This window comes from Streptomyces sp. NPDC090499 (assembly GCF_044769305.1).
In the GTDB taxonomy this organism is placed as follows: Bacteria; Actinomycetota; Actinomycetes; order Streptomycetales; family Streptomycetaceae; genus Streptomyces.
Map to the genome: position 1 here is coordinate 415,345 of NZ_JBIVXP010000001.1, position 14,575 is coordinate 429,919.

At 72.2% G+C, this 14,575-nt stretch carries 14 protein-coding genes, 1 pseudogene and 1 riboswitch; of the genes and pseudogenes, 8 read left to right on the forward strand and 7 right to left on the reverse strand.

Going from position 1 to position 14,575, the window contains the following annotated elements; all coding sequences use genetic code 11:
* Positions 1 to 18: 18 nt before the first annotated feature.
* From thiE to ACIQVL_RS01905, 3 genes are all read right to left on the reverse strand, one after another.
* Positions 19 to 666 carry a thiamine phosphate synthase gene (thiE, locus tag ACIQVL_RS01895; RefSeq protein ID WP_403431298.1) on the reverse strand — a complete coding sequence of 216 codons (648 nt, stop codon included), beginning with the start codon at positions 664 to 666 and terminating at the stop codon, positions 19 to 21.
* 35 nt (positions 667 to 701) lie between these two features.
* Positions 702 to 1,067, reverse strand: coding sequence for an Rv2175c family DNA-binding protein (locus tag ACIQVL_RS01900; RefSeq protein WP_403431296.1), 366 nt, complete (start codon positions 1,065 to 1,067; stop codon positions 702 to 704).
* A gap of 146 nt (positions 1,068 to 1,213) precedes the next feature.
* Complete coding sequence (locus ACIQVL_RS01905) at positions 1,214 to 2,446, reverse strand: NAD(P)/FAD-dependent oxidoreductase (RefSeq protein ID WP_403431293.1); 1,233 nt, start codon at positions 2,444 to 2,446, stop codon at positions 1,214 to 1,216.
* Between the two features lie 141 nt (positions 2,447 to 2,587).
* Positions 2,588 to 2,699: riboswitch (TPP riboswitch) on the forward strand.
* Here ACIQVL_RS01905 and thiO point away from each other — a divergent pair.
* The 5 genes from thiO (at position 2,697) to ACIQVL_RS01930 (ending at position 8,072) form a co-directional block, all read left to right on the forward strand.
* On the forward strand, positions 2,697 to 3,866 hold the full coding sequence (thiO, locus tag ACIQVL_RS01910; RefSeq protein ID WP_403431292.1) for a glycine oxidase ThiO: 1,170 nt from the start codon (positions 2,697 to 2,699) through the stop codon (positions 3,864 to 3,866). (Overlaps the previous riboswitch by 3 nt.)
* A complete protein-coding gene (thiS, locus tag ACIQVL_RS01915) occupies positions 3,863 to 4,081 on the forward strand; it encodes a sulfur carrier protein ThiS (RefSeq protein ID WP_403474011.1) in 219 nt (72 codons plus the stop codon). Before thiO ends, thiS begins: the two co-directional genes overlap by 4 nt.
* 5 nt (positions 4,082 to 4,086) lie before the next feature.
* Complete coding sequence (locus tag ACIQVL_RS01920) at positions 4,087 to 4,881, forward strand: thiazole synthase (protein WP_403431287.1); 795 nt, start codon at positions 4,087 to 4,089, stop codon at positions 4,879 to 4,881.
* Positions 4,882 to 5,236: 355 nt separating this feature from the next.
* Positions 5,237 to 7,159: a Stk1 family PASTA domain-containing Ser/Thr kinase gene (pknB, locus tag ACIQVL_RS01925; RefSeq protein ID WP_403474013.1), complete on the forward strand. Its 1,923-nt coding sequence runs from the start codon at positions 5,237 to 5,239 to the stop codon at positions 7,157 to 7,159.
* Between the two features lie 34 nt (positions 7,160 to 7,193).
* Positions 7,194 to 8,072, forward strand: coding sequence for a deoxyribonuclease IV (locus ACIQVL_RS01930; protein WP_403431281.1), 879 nt, complete (start codon positions 7,194 to 7,196; stop codon positions 8,070 to 8,072).
* A 20-nt stretch (positions 8,073 to 8,092) separates the two neighbouring features.
* On the opposite strand, the gene ACIQVL_RS01935 is transcribed toward ACIQVL_RS01930, so the two are convergent.
* Positions 8,093 to 8,725, reverse strand: a complete 633-nt coding sequence (locus ACIQVL_RS01935) for a sulfite oxidase-like oxidoreductase (RefSeq protein WP_403431279.1) — start codon at positions 8,723 to 8,725, stop codon at positions 8,093 to 8,095.
* Positions 8,726 to 8,907: 182 nt separating this feature from the next.
* Between ACIQVL_RS01935 and bfr the strand changes: the two genes are divergently transcribed.
* Positions 8,908 to 9,390, forward strand: a complete 483-nt coding sequence (bfr, locus tag ACIQVL_RS01940) for a bacterioferritin (protein WP_403431277.1) — start codon at positions 8,908 to 8,910, stop codon at positions 9,388 to 9,390.
* 98 nt (positions 9,391 to 9,488) lie between these two features.
* Here bfr and ACIQVL_RS01945 read toward each other — a convergent pair.
* Positions 9,489 to 9,698: pseudogene (locus ACIQVL_RS01945) on the reverse strand (bacterioferritin-associated ferredoxin); the annotation flags it as partial.
* A 148-nt stretch (positions 9,699 to 9,846) separates the two neighbouring features.
* Positions 9,847 to 11,199, reverse strand: coding sequence for a class II 3-deoxy-7-phosphoheptulonate synthase (locus ACIQVL_RS01950; protein ID WP_403431274.1), 1,353 nt, complete (start codon positions 11,197 to 11,199; stop codon positions 9,847 to 9,849).
* A 106-nt stretch (positions 11,200 to 11,305) separates the two neighbouring features.
* Between ACIQVL_RS01950 and ACIQVL_RS01955 the strand changes: the two genes are divergently transcribed.
* Positions 11,306 to 11,362, forward strand: a complete 57-nt coding sequence (locus tag ACIQVL_RS01955) for a trp operon leader peptide (RefSeq protein ID WP_225634270.1) — start codon at positions 11,306 to 11,308, stop codon at positions 11,360 to 11,362.
* A 102-nt stretch (positions 11,363 to 11,464) separates the two neighbouring features.
* A complete protein-coding gene (locus tag ACIQVL_RS01960) occupies positions 11,465 to 13,330 on the forward strand; it encodes an anthranilate synthase family protein (RefSeq protein ID WP_403431271.1) in 1,866 nt (621 codons plus the stop codon).
* Positions 13,331 to 13,488: 158 nt separating this feature from the next.
* Here ACIQVL_RS01960 and ACIQVL_RS01965 read toward each other — a convergent pair whose 3' ends face one another.
* Positions 13,489 to 14,517 (reverse strand): 6-phosphofructokinase, encoded by a 1,029-nt coding sequence (locus ACIQVL_RS01965; RefSeq protein WP_403474014.1) that lies wholly within the window; start codon positions 14,515 to 14,517, stop codon positions 13,489 to 13,491.
* Positions 14,518 to 14,575: the final 58 nt, after the last annotated feature.

The following is a 14,575-nucleotide window of genomic DNA, read 5'->3' on the forward strand; positions in this document are numbered from 1 at the left end:
CACCGCCACGCACTCCCGCTACAGCGACCGCAGCCGCTTCGCGAACTCGGCCGCCGCCGCGCCCGGGTCGTCGGCCGCGGTGAGCGCGCGGACCACGACCACCCGGCGGGCGCCCGCGTCCAGCACCTGGTCGAGGTTGCCGAGGTCGATGCCGCCGATCGCGAACCAGGGGCGGTCGGTACCCAGGGCGGCGGTGTACCGCACCAGGTCGAGGCCGGGGGCGGGGCGGCCGGGCTTGGTCGGGGTGGGCCAGCAGGGGCCAGTGCAGAAGTAGTCCACGCCGTCCTGGACGGCGGCCGCGGCGGCCTCGGACTCGGCGTGTGTGGAGCGGCCGATCAGGACGTCCGCGCCGAGGACCGCGCGAGCGGCCGGGACCGGCAGGTCGCCCTGGCCGAGGTGGAGCACGTCGGCGCCGGCCGCGTGGGCCACGTCCGCGCGGTCGTTGACCGCGAGCAGCTTGCCGTGCCGGGCGCAGGCGTCGGCGAACACGGCGAGGTGCTCCAGCTCCTCGGCGGCCTCCATGCCCTTGTCGCGCAGCTGCACGATGTCGACACCGCCCGCCAGGACCGCGTCCAGGAACTCCGTGAGGTCGCCCTGCTCCTTACGGGCGTCCGTGCACAGGTAGAGCCGGGCGTCGGCCAGCTGGGCGCGGGCGGTGTCGGTCATCGGTAGGTCCCCCGTTGTCGTCGGTACTGGCTGCCTCAGACGGCGAGCGCCTGGGCGCGGCGTTTCACCTCCGTGCCGCGATTCTCGCTGAGCGCCTGCGCGGGGGTGCCGGGCAGGGTCGCGTCGGGAGTGAAGAGCCACTCCAGCATCTCTTCGTCCGTGAAGCCGTCGTCCCGCAGGAGCGTCAGGGTGCCGGACAGGCCCTTGACGACCTTGTCCCCGTCGATGAAGGCGGCGGGGACGTGCAGTGCCTTGTTCTCACCGCGGCGGACGGCGATGAGCTGGCCCTCCTTGACCAGCTGCCGCACGCGCGTCACCTCGACGTCCATCATCTCTGCGATGTCGGGGAGGGTGAGCCAGGCGGGGACGAGAGCATCGGTCTTCGTGTCAATCTCGGTCACGGGGTCAAGGGTAGGCGCTTTGCCGGGTGGGCCGCGATGGGTCGTTGTCCGGGTGCGGCACGGTGGGGGCCGGCCGCGCCCACGCGGCGGAGCCGCATATGTCACAGCCCCGCGCCCCTTCGGGGCGCGTTCCTCTCAGGGCGCTTTCAAGTGGTCGTGGCGTTCTTGAGCGGATTCCCCGGGTCGGACAAGGCCTCGGGGTCCATCCGGCGGCCCGCCTCGATCAGCCGTCGCCCCTGCGCCAGGTCGCGGGGGCGGCCTACCGCCAGCAGAGCGACCAGGCGGTCCTCGCGCAGCCAGCAGACGCTCCAGGACGGGCCGGAAGGGTCGCCGCGCCACACCAGCCGGTCGGCGCCTGCATGGTGGCCCGCGTACTGGACGAAGCGGCCGAACTGTTCGGACCAGAAGTACGGCACCGGGTCGTAGACGGCGTCGGTCTCGCCGAGGATGTTGGCGGCGACCGTGCGGGGGCCCTGGAGGGCGTTGTCCCAGTGGTGGATCAGCAGGCGCTCGCCGTAGCGGCCGGACGGGAAGGACGCGCAGTCGCCGACCGCGTAGACGTCGGGGACGTCGGTGCGCAGGCGGTCGTCGGCGAGTACCTCGCGGTGCGGGCCCAGCCCGATGCCGGAGCCGGTGAGCCAGGCGGTGGCGGGGCGGGCGCCGATGCCGACCACGACGGCGCCGGCGGGCAGCCGCGAGCCGTCGTCGAGCAGCACCGCGCCGGGCTCGACGCCCGCCACGCGCGCGTGCGTGCGCAGGTCGGTGCCGCTGTCCGCGTACCAGGCGGCCATCGGCGCGGCGACCTCCGCGGGGAGCGCTCCGGCGAGCGGCCGGTCGGCGGCCTCGACCACGGTGACCGCGCAGCCCGCCTCGCGGGCCGCGGTGGCGAACTCGGCGCCGATCCAGCCCGCGCCGACGACCACGATGTCGTGCTGCCGGGCGAGCACGGGCCGCAGCCGCTCGGCGTCGTCCAGGGTGCGCAGCAGATGGACGCCGGGCACGCCCTCGGTGCCGGGCAGCGTGACCGGCTCGGCACCGGTGGCGAGGACCAGGACGTCGTACGGCACCGGTCCCGCCTCGGTGTCGAGCTCGTGGTCGGCGGTGCGCACGCCCAGCGCCTCGCGGCCCAGCGCCAGCTCGATGCCGAGCGCCTCGAAGTCGACCTCGAAGGCGGAGCCCTCCGACTTGCCGAGCAGCACGGCCTTGGAGAGCGGCGGCCGGTCGTACGGCTGGTGCGGTTCGGCGCCGATCAGTGTGATGGTCCCGGCGAACCCCTGCTCGCGCAGGGCGACCGCGGTCTGCACCCCGGCCATCCCCGCGCCCACGACGACCACGCGCCGCGTCTGTGACGTGCTCCGTCGCTGCGTCTGCTCGCTCACGTGATCACCATAGACAAGAACGATAGACAACTGACAAAGAGTCAGTCAGGGGTCGTGGCGAGTGACCTGTTCCACAGCACGGCCCGCAGCGCGGTCCGGGGCCGTCTTACGGGGGCGGAGCCCCGCGGGCTAGGGTGGCGGGGAAGCACACGCGGGAGCCCGGACGCACCGGGCTGAGAGGGAGGCTGGCGGCCTCCGACCGTACGAACCTGATCCGGGTCATGCCGGCGAAGGGAGGGGCTGGACGCCCATGTCCTCACATACGTCCGACGTCCTCGTCATCGGGGGCGGCATCATCGGCCTGGTCACGGCCTGGCGGGCGGCCCGGCGCGGGCTCGCCGTCGCCGTGGCCGACCCCGAACCCGGCGGCGGGGCCGCGCAGGTCGCGGCCGGGATGCTGGCCGCGGTCACCGAGCTGCACTACGGCGAGCAGACCCTGCTGGGGCTCAACCTGGCCTCCGCCCGCCGCTATCCCGCCTTCGCCGCCGAGCTGACCGAGTTCACCGGCCACGATCTCGGCTACCGGCGCTGCGGCACCCTCGCGGTCGCGCTGGACGCCGACGACCGCGCCCACCTGCGCGAGCTGCACGCCCTCCAGCAGCAGTCGGGGCTGGAGTCCGAGTGGCTGTCCGGGCGGGAGTGCCGACGCCTGGAGCCGATGCTCGCGCCGGGCGTGCGCGGCGGGCTGCGGGTGGACGGCGACCACCAGATCGACCCGCGCCGGCTGGCGGCCGCGCTGGTGGCCGCGTGCGAACGGTCCGGGGTGGTGTTCCACCGCGACTGGGCCGAGCGCCTGGAGGTGGTGCGGGAGCGGGCGGCCGGTGTCCGCACCCGCGCGGGCGATGCCCTGACCGCCGGGCAGGTGGTGCTCGCGGGCGGCAGCCTGAGCGGGCGGCTGGCGGGCGTGCCCGACGACGTGCTGCCGCCGGTGCGGCCGGTGAAGGGGCAGGTGCTGCGGCTGACCGTGCCCGCCCGGTACGCGCCGTTCCTCAGCCGGACCGTACGGGCCGTGGTGCGCGGCGGGAACGTGTACCTGGTGCCCCGGGAGAACGGCGAGCTGGTCGTCGGCGCCACCAGCGAGGAGCTGGGCTGGGACACCACGGTCACCGCGGGCGGCGTGTACGAGCTGCTGCGCGACGCGCACGAGCTGGTGCCCGGGATCACCGAGCTGCCTCTGACCGAGACCCGGGCCGGACTGCGTCCCGGCTCCCCCGACAACGCGCCGCTGCTCGGGCCGACCCGCCTCGACGGACTGCTGCTGGCCACCGGGCACTACCGCAACGGGGTACTGCTCACGCCGGTCACCGGAGACGTCATGGCGGAGCTGCTGACCGGCGGCGAGCTGCCGGCGGAGGCCCGTCCCTTCACGCCGAGGCGCTTCGACCCCGTTCCCCGCGTACTTGTGGAGCAGACCGCATGAACCTCTCCGTCACCATCTCCATCTCCGTCAACGGGGAGCGCCGGGAGATCGCCCCGGGCACCGCTCTCGACTCGCTCGTACGGTCCCTCACCGCCGCGCCCTCCGGGGTGGCCGCGGCCGTCAACGAGACCGTCGTACCGCGCGGTCAGTGGTCCACGACCGGGCTCGCCGACGGTGACCGGGTGGAAGTCCTGACCGCCGTGCAGGGAGGCTGAGCGCCATGGCCGACGATCCCTTCGTCCTCGGGGGTACGACGTTCTCCTCCCGGCTGATCATGGGTACCGGGGGCGCGCCCAGCCTGGAGGTGCTGGAGCGGGCGCTCGTCGCGTCCGGGACCGAGCTGACCACGGTCGCGATGCGGCGGGTGGACCCGGGGGTACGGGGCTCCGTGCTGTCGGTGCTCGACCGGCTCGGGATCCGGGTGCTGCCCAACACGGCCGGGTGCTACACCGCGGGCGAGGCGGTGCTGACGGCCCGGCTGGCGCGGGAGGCGCTGGGGACCGATCTGGTCAAGCTGGAGGTCATCGCCGACGAGCGGACGCTGCTGCCGGACCCGGTCGAGACGCTGGAGGCGGCGGAGACGCTGGTGGACGACGGGTTCACGGTGCTGCCGTACACGAACGACGATCCGGTGCTGGCCCGGAAGCTGGAGGACGTGGGGTGCGCCGCGGTGATGCCGCTCGGGTCGCCGATCGGGTCGGGGCTCGGGATCCGCAACCCGCACAACTTCCAGCTGATCGTCGAGCACGCGCGCGTGCCGGTGATTCTGGACGCGGGAGCCGGTACGGCGTCGGACGCGGCGCTGGCGATGGAGCTGGGGTGCGCCGGGGTGATGCTGGCGTCGGCGGTGACGCGGGCGCAGGATCCCGAGCGGATGGCTCACGCCATGCGGGCCGGGGTGGAGGCGGGGCGGCTGGCCCGGCTGGCGGGGCGGATTCCCCGCAGGTACCTCGCGGAGGCGTCGTCTCCTGCGGAGGGCCTGGCCGTGCTGGACCCCGAGCGCCCCGCGTTCTGAACGCCGGTCCGCTCCCGTCCGCTCTCCCACCCGCGCACCACCCGAAACTCTCTGCTGAGAAGCGGGGCTCTCCCGTGGGGGCCGAGCGCCGTCGGCGGCTGCGGGAGGGGAGAAAGCACGCCCGGGGCCGAGCACCGTCGACGGCTGCGGGAGGGGAGAAAGCACGCCCGGGGCCGAGCACCGTCGACGGCTGCGGGAGGGGAGAAAGCACGCCCGGGGCCGAGCGCCGTCGGCGGCTGCGGGGCGGTGGGGGATGTATTTCAGCCAGGTGCAAAGCGTCACAGGTGCGCTGCAAGTCCCCCCGGAAAGCGGTCTCACCTGTGGGGGTGTCAGCCGGTGCTCGTACACTCGCTGGGTGGATATGACCCTTCAGGACCCTCTCGTCGGGCAGGTGCTCGACGGCCGGTATCGCGTCGACGCGCGGATCGCCGTCGGCGGGATGGCCACGGTCTACCGGGCGCTGGACGTCCGGCTGGACCGTGTGCTCGCGCTGAAGGTGATGCACCCGGCGCTCGCCGCCGACGGCTCCTTCGTCGAGCGGTTCATCCGGGAGGCGAAGTCCGTCGCCCGGCTGGCCCACCCGAACGTGGTACAGGTCTACGACCAGGGGGCCGACCGCTCGTACGTGTATCTCGCCATGGAGTACGTCGCCGGCTGCACCCTGCGTGACGTGCTGCGCGAGCGCGGCGCGCTGCAGCCGCGGGCCGCGCTGGACATCCTGGAGCCGGTGCTGGCCGCGCTGGGCGCCGCGCACCGGGCCGGGTTCGTGCACCGGGACATGAAGCCCGAGAACGTGCTGATAGGGGACGACGGGCGGGTCAAGGTCGCGGACTTCGGGCTGGTGCGGTCCGTGGACTCCGTCACCAGGACGACCGGCGCCGTGCTCGGCACCGTGTCGTACCTCGCGCCCGAGCAGGTCGAGAACGGGGCCGCCGATCCGCGCGTCGACGTCTACGCGTGCGGTGTCGTGCTGTACGAGATGCTCACCGGGCAGAAGCCGCACGACTCGGACTCGGCCGCGGTGATCCTCTACAAGCATCTGCACGAGGACGTGCCGGCGCCGTCCGCCGTGGTGCCGGGGCTCGCCTACGAGCTGGACGGACTGGTCGCCCGCGGGACCGCCCGTGATCCCGCGGTCCGGCCGCACGACGCCGTGGCGCTGCTCGCCCTGCTGAGGCAGACGCGGGGCGCACTCCGCGCCGAGCAGCTGGACGCCGTGCCGCCGCAGGCGCTGGCGGACGCGCACGACATCGCCGAGGACCGGACCAGTGTCATACCCCGGTCGCTGACGGTGCCCCGGCCGCTGCCCGTCAACGAGGAGGACGAGGGGGTGCTGCGGACCAGCAGGTTCGAGGCGCCGCCGGTCCCGGAGCGGCGGCGCGGGGGCCGTCGGTCCCGGCGCGGGCTGCTGACACTGGTCGTCGCCGTACTGATCGTCCTCGGTGCCGGCGCCGGCGTCTGGTACATCAACTCGGGGCAGTTCACCAAGGTCCCGCCCCTGCTGTCGAAGACGGAGGCCCAGGCCACCGAGCGGCTGAGGGAGACCGGGCTCGACGTCGGGTCGGTCGAGCACGCCTACAGCGACACGGTGAAGCGGGGCACGGTGATCAGCACCGACCCGGCGGCCGGCAAGCGCATCCGCAGCAACGACTCGGTGCAGCTCACCATCTCGGACGGCCCCGAGACGGTGAAGGTGCCGGACGTACAGGGGCGGACGCTGGCCAGGGCCAGGCTGCTGCTGACCGCCGGAGGGCTCCAACCAGGCATGGTGACACGGGAGTTCAGCGAGGACGTGCCCAAGGGGTCGGTCATCTCGTCCGACCCGGGGGCCGGGACCGGGCGGCACGCGGGGACCGCGATCGCGCTCGTCGTCAGCAAGGGGGCCCCGGTCGACGTCCCGGACGTCACCGGCGACGACCTGGACGACGCCCGGCAGGAGCTCCAGGAGGCCGGGCTGAAGGTGACGGTGTCCGCCACCGAGGTCAGCTCCGAGTACGACCAGGGGCAGGTCGCCCGGCAGACCCCGGCGGGCGACGCGCAGGCCGCCGAGGGCGACACGGTGACGCTGACGCTGTCCAAGGGCCCGGAGCTGGTCGAGGTGCCGAACGTGGTGGGGGCCACCGTGGACGACGCGACCAAGCTGCTGGAGCAGTCCGGCTTCCAGGTCAAGGAGGACCGCGGGCTGCTCGGGCTGTTCGGCGACACGGTGAAGAAGCAGTCGGTGGACGCCGGGGAGCAGGCCCCCAAGGGGTCGACGATCACGATCACCGTCCGGTGACGGGGGCCGGGCCCCGGCGTGACACCCTGGACGGGTGAAGAGCGAGCAGTCGGGTCCGTCCCGCAACCCCGTCGGCGGCCATGTCCCGGTGGCCGGCGGTCTGCACTCGGTGGGGCTGTCGTACGCCCGTGAGCTGCGGGCCGAGACCGTGCAGGTCTTCGTCGCCAACCCGCGCGGCTGGGCCACCCCGGCGGGCAGTCCGAAGCAGGACGAGGCGTTCCGCGCGGCCTGTGCGGAGGAGTCGATCCCGGCGTACGTGCACGCCCCGTACCTGATCAACTTCGGCTCGCACACCGAGGCGACCGTGGAGCGGTCGGTGGAGTCGCTGCGGCACTCGCTGCGGCGGGGGCGGGAGATCGGGGCGCTCGGGGTGGTCGTGCACACCGGCAGCGCGACCGGCGGCCGGGCCCGGGACGTGGCCCTGAAGCAGGTACGGGCACGTCTGCTGCCGCTGCTCGACGAGCTGACCCACGACGACGACCCGTTCCTGCTCCTGGAGTCCACCGCCGGGCAGGGTGCCTCGCTCTGCTCGCGGACCTGGGACTTCGGCCCGTACTTCGAGGCCTTGGACGCCCATCCGAAGCTCGGCGTCTGCCTGGACACCTGCCACGTCTTCGCCGCCGGGCACGACCTGACCGGGCCGGGCGGGATGCACCGGACGCTGGACCTGCTCGTGTCGACCGTCGGCGAGGGGCGGCTGAAGCTGATCCACGCCAACGACTCGAAGGACGTGGTGGGCGCGCACAAGGACCGGCACGAGAACATCGGCGCCGGGCACATCGGCGAGGACGCGTTCCGCGCGCTGATGACCCACCCCGCGACCGCGGGCGTGCCGCTGGTCATCGAGACGCCCGGCGGCAAGGAGGGGCACGCGGCCGACGTCGAGCGCCTCAAGCGGCTCCGGGAGAGCTGAGCCGGCCGGGCACCGGCGGCTCAGAGTTCCGGGCCGTCCCCCGGCTCCTCCTGGTAGGAGTACCGCTGTTCCTTCCAGGGGTCGCCGATGTTGTGGTAGCCGCGCTCCTCCCAGAAGCCGCGGCGGTCGGCGGTCATGTACTCGACGCCGCGGACCCACTTGGGTCCCTTCCAGGCGTACAGGTGCGGGACGACCAGACGGACCGGGAATCCGTGCTCGGCGGTGAGCAGTTCACCGTCCTTGTGGGTGGCGAAGAGGGCGCCCTCGGCGGCGAAGTCCGCGAGCCGCAGGTTGGAGCTGAAGCCGTACTCGGCCCAGACCATCACATGGGTGACCTCGGCAGCGGGCGGCGCGAGCTCCAGGACGGTCCGTGCCGGGATCCCGCCCCACTCCGCGCCGAGCATGCTGAACTTCGTCACACAGTGCAGGTCGGCGACCACGGTGGCGTACGGCAGGGCCGTGAACTGCTCGTGGTTCCAGAGGTGTGCGTCCCCGTCGGCGGTGGCGCCGAAGATCCGGAACTCCCAGCGCTCGGGCCGGAACCTGGGGACCGGGCCGTAGTGCGTGACGGGCCAGCCGCGCTGGAGCCGCTGTCCCGGCGGAAGCCCGGCTCCCGCGGTTTCCCGAGACGCGCGCTCCACCCGATGACCCATGCCCTCCATCCTGACAGACCACGGGCAGTGCACCTGACCAGGCAGATCCCCCGAAGATCGACAAATCGGCCAACTGGTGCCAACCATGCACTTACTTACTAAGTACGCACTTACTGGACGATCTTCCACGCTGGTGCAATCATGCGCCGCAAACACCCCAGTCCGTGGAAGGAGCCTCTGCGATGCAGGGCGACCCCGAGGTCATCGAATTCCTCAACGAGCAGCTCACGGGCGAGCTCACCGCGATCAACCAGTACTTCCTGCACGCGAAGATGCAGGAGAACTTCGGCTGGTACAAGCTCGCGAAGTACACCCGGCACGAGTCGTTCGACGAGATGAAGCACGCCGAGGTGCTCACCGACCGGATCCTGTTCCTGGAGGGGCTGCCCAACTACCAGCGGCTGTTCCACGTCCGCGTGGGGCAGACGGTGAAGGAGATGTTCGAGGCCGACCGGCAGATCGAGGTGGAGGCGATCGACCGCCTCAAGCGCGGGATCAAGATGATGCGCGAGAAGGGCGACGTCACGTCCGCGAACATCTTCGAGGAGATCCTGAAGGACGAGGAGCACCACATCGACTACCTCGACACCCAGCTGGAGCTGGTGGAGAAGCTCGGCGAGGCGCTCTACATCTCGCAGATCATCGAGCAGCCGGAGAGCAGCTAGGCGCTCCGCGGGAAAGGCCGAGGCAGGTCGTCGGTCACCTGCGGGCCCGTCGCGGCTGATCGCGCAGTTCCCCGCACCCCTTCGGGGCGCTCACCGGGCAGTGCCGCCAGTACGGGCCTGCCCTGGTCCGCCAGGTCGCGGCGCGGGCAGTTGCCGCGGCCGAGGATCGCCTGGATGCGGCGGACGCACGAACCGCAGTCCGTGCCGGCCTTGCAGGCGGACGCTATCTGGCGGGGGGTGCAGGCACCGTCCTCCGCATGCTGCTTGACCTGCGCCTCGGTCACTCCGAAGCAGCTGCAGACGTACACGCGGATTCACCTCCCGCCGGGATCGATCAGTGGTGCCGTCCCGATGGATCGGTGAGGCAAACCTAACCTTACCCATCACTCGGCGGGCGCAAAAGTGGGGTGGGGCGCGGATCGCATGTGATCCGCGCCCCACCCCCATGAGGCCGCCCTACTGGTCGCGGTACATCTCCGCGACGAGGAACGCCAGGTCCAGGGACTGGCTGCGGTTCAGCCGCGGGTCGCAGGCCGTCTCGTAACGCTGGTGCAGGTCGTCGACGAAGATCTCGTCGCCGCCGCCCACGCACTCGGTGACGTCGTCCCCGGTGAGCTCGACGTGGATGCCGCCGGGGTGGGTGCCGAGGGTCTTGTGGACCTCGAAGAAGCCCTTGACCTCGTCGAGCACGTCGTCGAAGCGGCGGGTCTTGTGGCCCGAGGCCGCCTCGAAGGTGTTGCCGTGCATCGGGTCGGTCACCCAGGCCACGGTCGCACCCGAGGCGGTGACCTTCTCGACCAGCTCGGGCAGCTTGTCGCGGACCTTGTCCGCGCCCATGCGGACGACGAAGGTCAGCCGGCCCGGCTCGCGGTCCGGGTCGAGGCGGTCGATGTACTTCAGCGCGTCCTCGGCGGTCGTCGTCGGGCCGAGCTTGAGGCCGAGCGGGTTGCGGATCTTCGAGGCGAACTCGATGTGCGCCCCGTCCAGCTGCCGGGTCCGCTCACCGATCCACACCATGTGGGCGGAGACGTCGTACAGCTTGCCGGTGCGCGAGTCGACCCTGGTCAGGGCGGTCTCGTAGTCAAGGAGCAGCGCCTCGTGCGAGGAGAAGAACTCGACCGTCTTGAACTCCTCCGGCTCCGCGCCGCAGGCCCGCATGAAGTTCAGCGCGTTGTCGATCTCGCGGGCGAGCTGCTCGTAGCGCTGGCCGGACGGCGAGGACTTCACGAAGTCCTGGTTCCAGGCGTGCACCTGGCGCAGGTCCGCGTAACCGCCGGTGGTGAAGGCACGCACCAGGTTCAGCGTCGAGGCGGACGCGTTGTACATCCGCTTCAGCCGCTCGGGGTCCGGGATACGGGCCTTCTCGTCGAAGTCGAAGCCGTTGACCGAGTCGCCGCGGTACGTCGGCAGGGTCACGCCGTCGCGGGTCTCGGTCCCCTTGGAGCGCGGCTTGCTGTACTGACCGGCGATCCGCCCCACCTTCACCACGGGCACCGACGCGGCGTACGTCAGTACGGCACCCATCTGGAGGAGGGTCTTGAGCTTGTTGCGGATGTGGTCGGCGGACACCGCGTCGAAGGCCTCGGCGCAGTCGCCGCCCTGGAGCAGGAACGCCTCTCCCTTGGCGACGGACGCCATCCGGGCGCGCAGCTGGTCGCACTCGCCCGCGAAGACGAGCGGCGGATACGACTCCAGCTCCGCAACGGCCTTGCGCAGAGCCTCGGGGTCGGGGTACTCGGGCTGCTGCGCCGCGGGCAGGTTTCGCCAGGTGTTGCCAGCACCGAGGCTGGTCTTAGCGTTCACGGTCACCTCGTAAACATTACGGGGTCGTGTCGCCATGTTTTCCTCCGGCTCGACTGGTGAGACGCCGCGATTGTCCTGTGGACAGGGCGCAGGGTGGGGTAGGGTTTCCCGCATGTTCGCGCATTCGACCCAGAACTGGTGGTGGACCGCTCCTCCGGCGGCCCACTGACTGCGCGTACGCAAGACTTCGCGAAGGCCGCCCGGAGGGGCGGCCTTCGGCGTTCCCGGGGTCGTTCCTCCCTCACCAGCCCCACCAGGCAGCAGAGGAACCATGGACCTGACCCAGTTGCTCCACGACGACCGCCCCTTCGCCCTGCTCCGCCGCCGCACCCCCGGCCACGACGGGAGCACGGTGGAGCTCCTGACCGGCCCGGTCACCGCCCACGACCGGCTCGCCGACCTGCCCGACGAGGGGCTGGCCCTGATCCCGTACCGGCAGATCCGGGAACGGGGGTTCGACGTCCGGGACGACGGGACGCCGCTGCTGGTCCTGACCCCGACGGTGGTATGTCACATTCCACTCGACGAGGCCCTCGCCACCCTCCCCTCCCACGACGTCCGCGTCGACTCCGGCGCCTTCGACGTCGACGACGACGCGTACGCCGAGATCGTCGGCCGGGTGCTGCGCGGGGAGATCGGCCGGGGCGAGGGCGCGAACTTCGTGATCCGGCGGACGTACCAGGGTGAGATCCCGGGCTTCGGCCGCGCCGACGCGCTGGCCCTGTTCCGGCGGCTCCTGGAGGGCGAGCGCGGCGCGTACTGGACGTTCGTCGTGCACACCGGGGACCGGACGCTGGTCGGCGCCAGCCCCGAGGTGCACGTGCGGATGTCCGGCGGCACGGTGGTCATGAACCCGATCAGCGGCACGTACCGCTATCCCGCCGAGGGCCCCACCCCCGAGCACCTGCTCGGTTTCCTCGCCGACGGCAAGGAGATCGAGGAGCTGTCGATGGTCGTCGACGAGGAGCTCAAGATGATGTGCACGGTCGGCGACATGGGCGGGGTGGTCGTCGGGCCGCGGCTGAAGGAGATGGCGCACCTCGCGCACACCGAGTACGAGCTGCGCGGCCGGTCCTCGCTGGACGTGCGGGAGGTCCTGAAGGAGACCATGTTCGCGGCGACCGTCACGGGGTCGCCGGTGCAGAACGCCTGCCGGGTGATCGAACGGCACGAGGTGGGCGGCCGCGGCTACTACGCGGGGGCGCTGGCCCTGCTCGGCCATGACTCCGGCGGCGCGCAGACCCTGGACTCCCCCATCCTGATCCGTACCGCGGACATCGACGCGGACGGCCGGCTGCGGGTGCCCGTCGGCGCCACCCTGGTCCGCGGCTCGGACCCGGCGAGCGAGGTCGCGGAGACGCACGCCAAGGCGGCGGGCGTGCTGGCGGCCCTCGGGGTACGGCCGTCACGGCCGCGTGCGGAGCGAACGGGACCGCGGCTGGCCGACGACCCCCGGGTGCGGGCCGCGCTGGACGGGCGGCGGACCTCCCTGGCGCCGTTCTGGCTGCGGATGCAGGAGCGGACCGGCGAGCTGTCCGGGCATGCGCTCGTGGTGGACGGCGAGGACACGTTCACGGCGATGCTCGCGCACGTGCTGCGGGCCGGCGGGCTCGACGTCACCGTCCGGCGCTACGACGAACCGGGGCTGCGGGCGGCCGTGCTCGCGCACCGGGGCCCGGTGGTGCTGGGCCCGGGGCCCGGTGACCCGTCCGACCTGGACGATCCGAAGATGCGGTTCCTGCGGGAGCTGGCGGCGGCCGTGATCCGGGAGCACCGGCACGGGGTGCTGGGCGTCTGCCTCGGGCACGAGCTGATCGCGGCGGAACTGGGGCTGGAGATCGTCCGCAAGGAGGTCCCCTACCAGGGGGCGCAGACGACCGTGGACCTGTTCGGGCGGCCGGAGACGGTCGGCTTCTACAACAGCTTCGTGGCCCGCTGCGACGACGAGGCGGCGCGGGAGCTGGCGGCGCACGGGGTGGAGGTGGGCCGGGCGGCGAACGGGGAGGTGCATGCGTTGCGGGGGCCCGGGTTCGCGGGGGTTCAGTTCCATCCCGAGTCGGTGCTCACGTTGAACGGGGCCGCCGTGGTGCGGGAGCTGGTGGGGCAGTTGCGCGGCACCGGAACCGTTCAGGCTTGAGTTTCGGGTGCGGGTGCGTGGGGGCTTGTCGCGCAGTTCCCCGCGCCCCTGGGTGTCCTGCCGTGGCCGTTGCCCAAAAGCTCGGCCCTGTGCAGGACGCCTTTGCGCGCCGTCACGGTGGCCGTGGCGGCGCGCGGGTGGAGCGGGGAAGCCGGCTGTCAGCCGAAGAACACCCCGACCTCCTCGTACAGCTTCAGGTCGACGGTCTTCAGCTTGGCGGTGGCCTCGGCGATCGGGACCCGGACGATGTCGGTGCCGCGCAGCGCGACCATCTTGCCGAAGTCCCCGTCGCGGACGGCGTCGACCGCGTGCAGGCCGAAGCGGGTGGCCAGCCAGCGGTCGAAGGCGCTGGGCGTGCCGCCGCGCTGGATGTGCCCGAGGACGGTGGTCCGGGCCTCCTTGCCGGTGCGCTTCTCGATCTCCTTGGCCAGCCACTCACCGACCCCGGAGAGCCGGACGTGCCCGAAGGAGTCCAGCGTGCCGTCCTTGAGGACCATCTCGCCGTCCTTGGGCATGGCGCCCTCGGCGACGACCACGATCGGGGCGTACGACGCCTTGAAGCGGGACGTGACCCAGGCGCACACCTGGTCGACGTCGAAGCGCTGTTCCGGGATGAGGATGACGTTGGCGCCGCCGGCGAGCCCGGAGTGGATGGCGATCCAGCCGGCGTGCCGGCCCATCACCTCGCAGACCAGGACCCGCATGTGGGACTCGGCGGTGGTGTGCAGCCGGTCGATGGCCTCGGTGGCGATGCCGACGGCGGTGTCGAAGCCGAAGGTGTAGTCGGTGGCGGACAGGTCGTTGTCGATGGTCTTCGGCACGCCGACGACGGGCACGCCGTACTCGTCGGTGAGGCGGGCGGCGACGCCGAGGGTGTCCTCGCCGCCGATCGCGATCAGCGCGTCGACCTCCAGCTTGGCGAGGTTGTCCTTGATCCGGCGGATGCCGTTCTCCTGCTTGAGCGGATTGGTCCGCGAGGAGCCGAGGATGGTGCCGCCGCGGGGCAGGATGCCGCGTACGGCGGCGATGTCGAGGCGGACGGTGTCGCCTTCGAGGGGTCCGCGCCAGCCGTCCCGGAAGCCGACGAAGTCGTAGCCGTACTCCTGCACGCCCTTGCGGACGATGCCCCGGATGACGGCGTTGAGCCCGGGGCAGTCGCCGCCTCCGGTCAGTACTCCGACCCGCATGGAAATGTCCCTTCGCCGCGGTTGCCTGTGGGACTCACGCTAATGGTGATCCAGCTCA

Coding starts and splice junctions, on each gene's coding strand:
- thiE (WP_403431298.1), bottom strand. CDS start 666: ATGACCGACACCGCCCGCGCCCAGCTGGCCGACGCCCGGCTCTACCTG.
- ACIQVL_RS01935 (WP_403431279.1), bottom strand. CDS start 8,725: ATGGGTCATCGGGTGGAGCGCGCGTCTCGGGAAACCGCGGGAGCCGGG.
- bfr (WP_403431277.1), top strand. CDS start 8,908: ATGCAGGGCGACCCCGAGGTCATCGAATTCCTCAACGAGCAGCTCACG.
- ACIQVL_RS01920 (WP_403431287.1), top strand. CDS start 4,087: ATGGCCGACGATCCCTTCGTCCTCGGGGGTACGACGTTCTCCTCCCGG.
- thiS (WP_403474011.1), top strand. CDS start 3,863: ATGAACCTCTCCGTCACCATCTCCATCTCCGTCAACGGGGAGCGCCGG.
- ACIQVL_RS01965 (WP_403474014.1), bottom strand. CDS start 14,517: ATGCGGGTCGGAGTACTGACCGGAGGCGGCGACTGCCCCGGGCTCAAC.
- ACIQVL_RS01960 (WP_403431271.1), top strand. CDS start 11,465: ATGGACCTGACCCAGTTGCTCCACGACGACCGCCCCTTCGCCCTGCTC.
- thiO (WP_403431292.1), top strand. CDS start 2,697: ATGTCCTCACATACGTCCGACGTCCTCGTCATCGGGGGCGGCATCATC.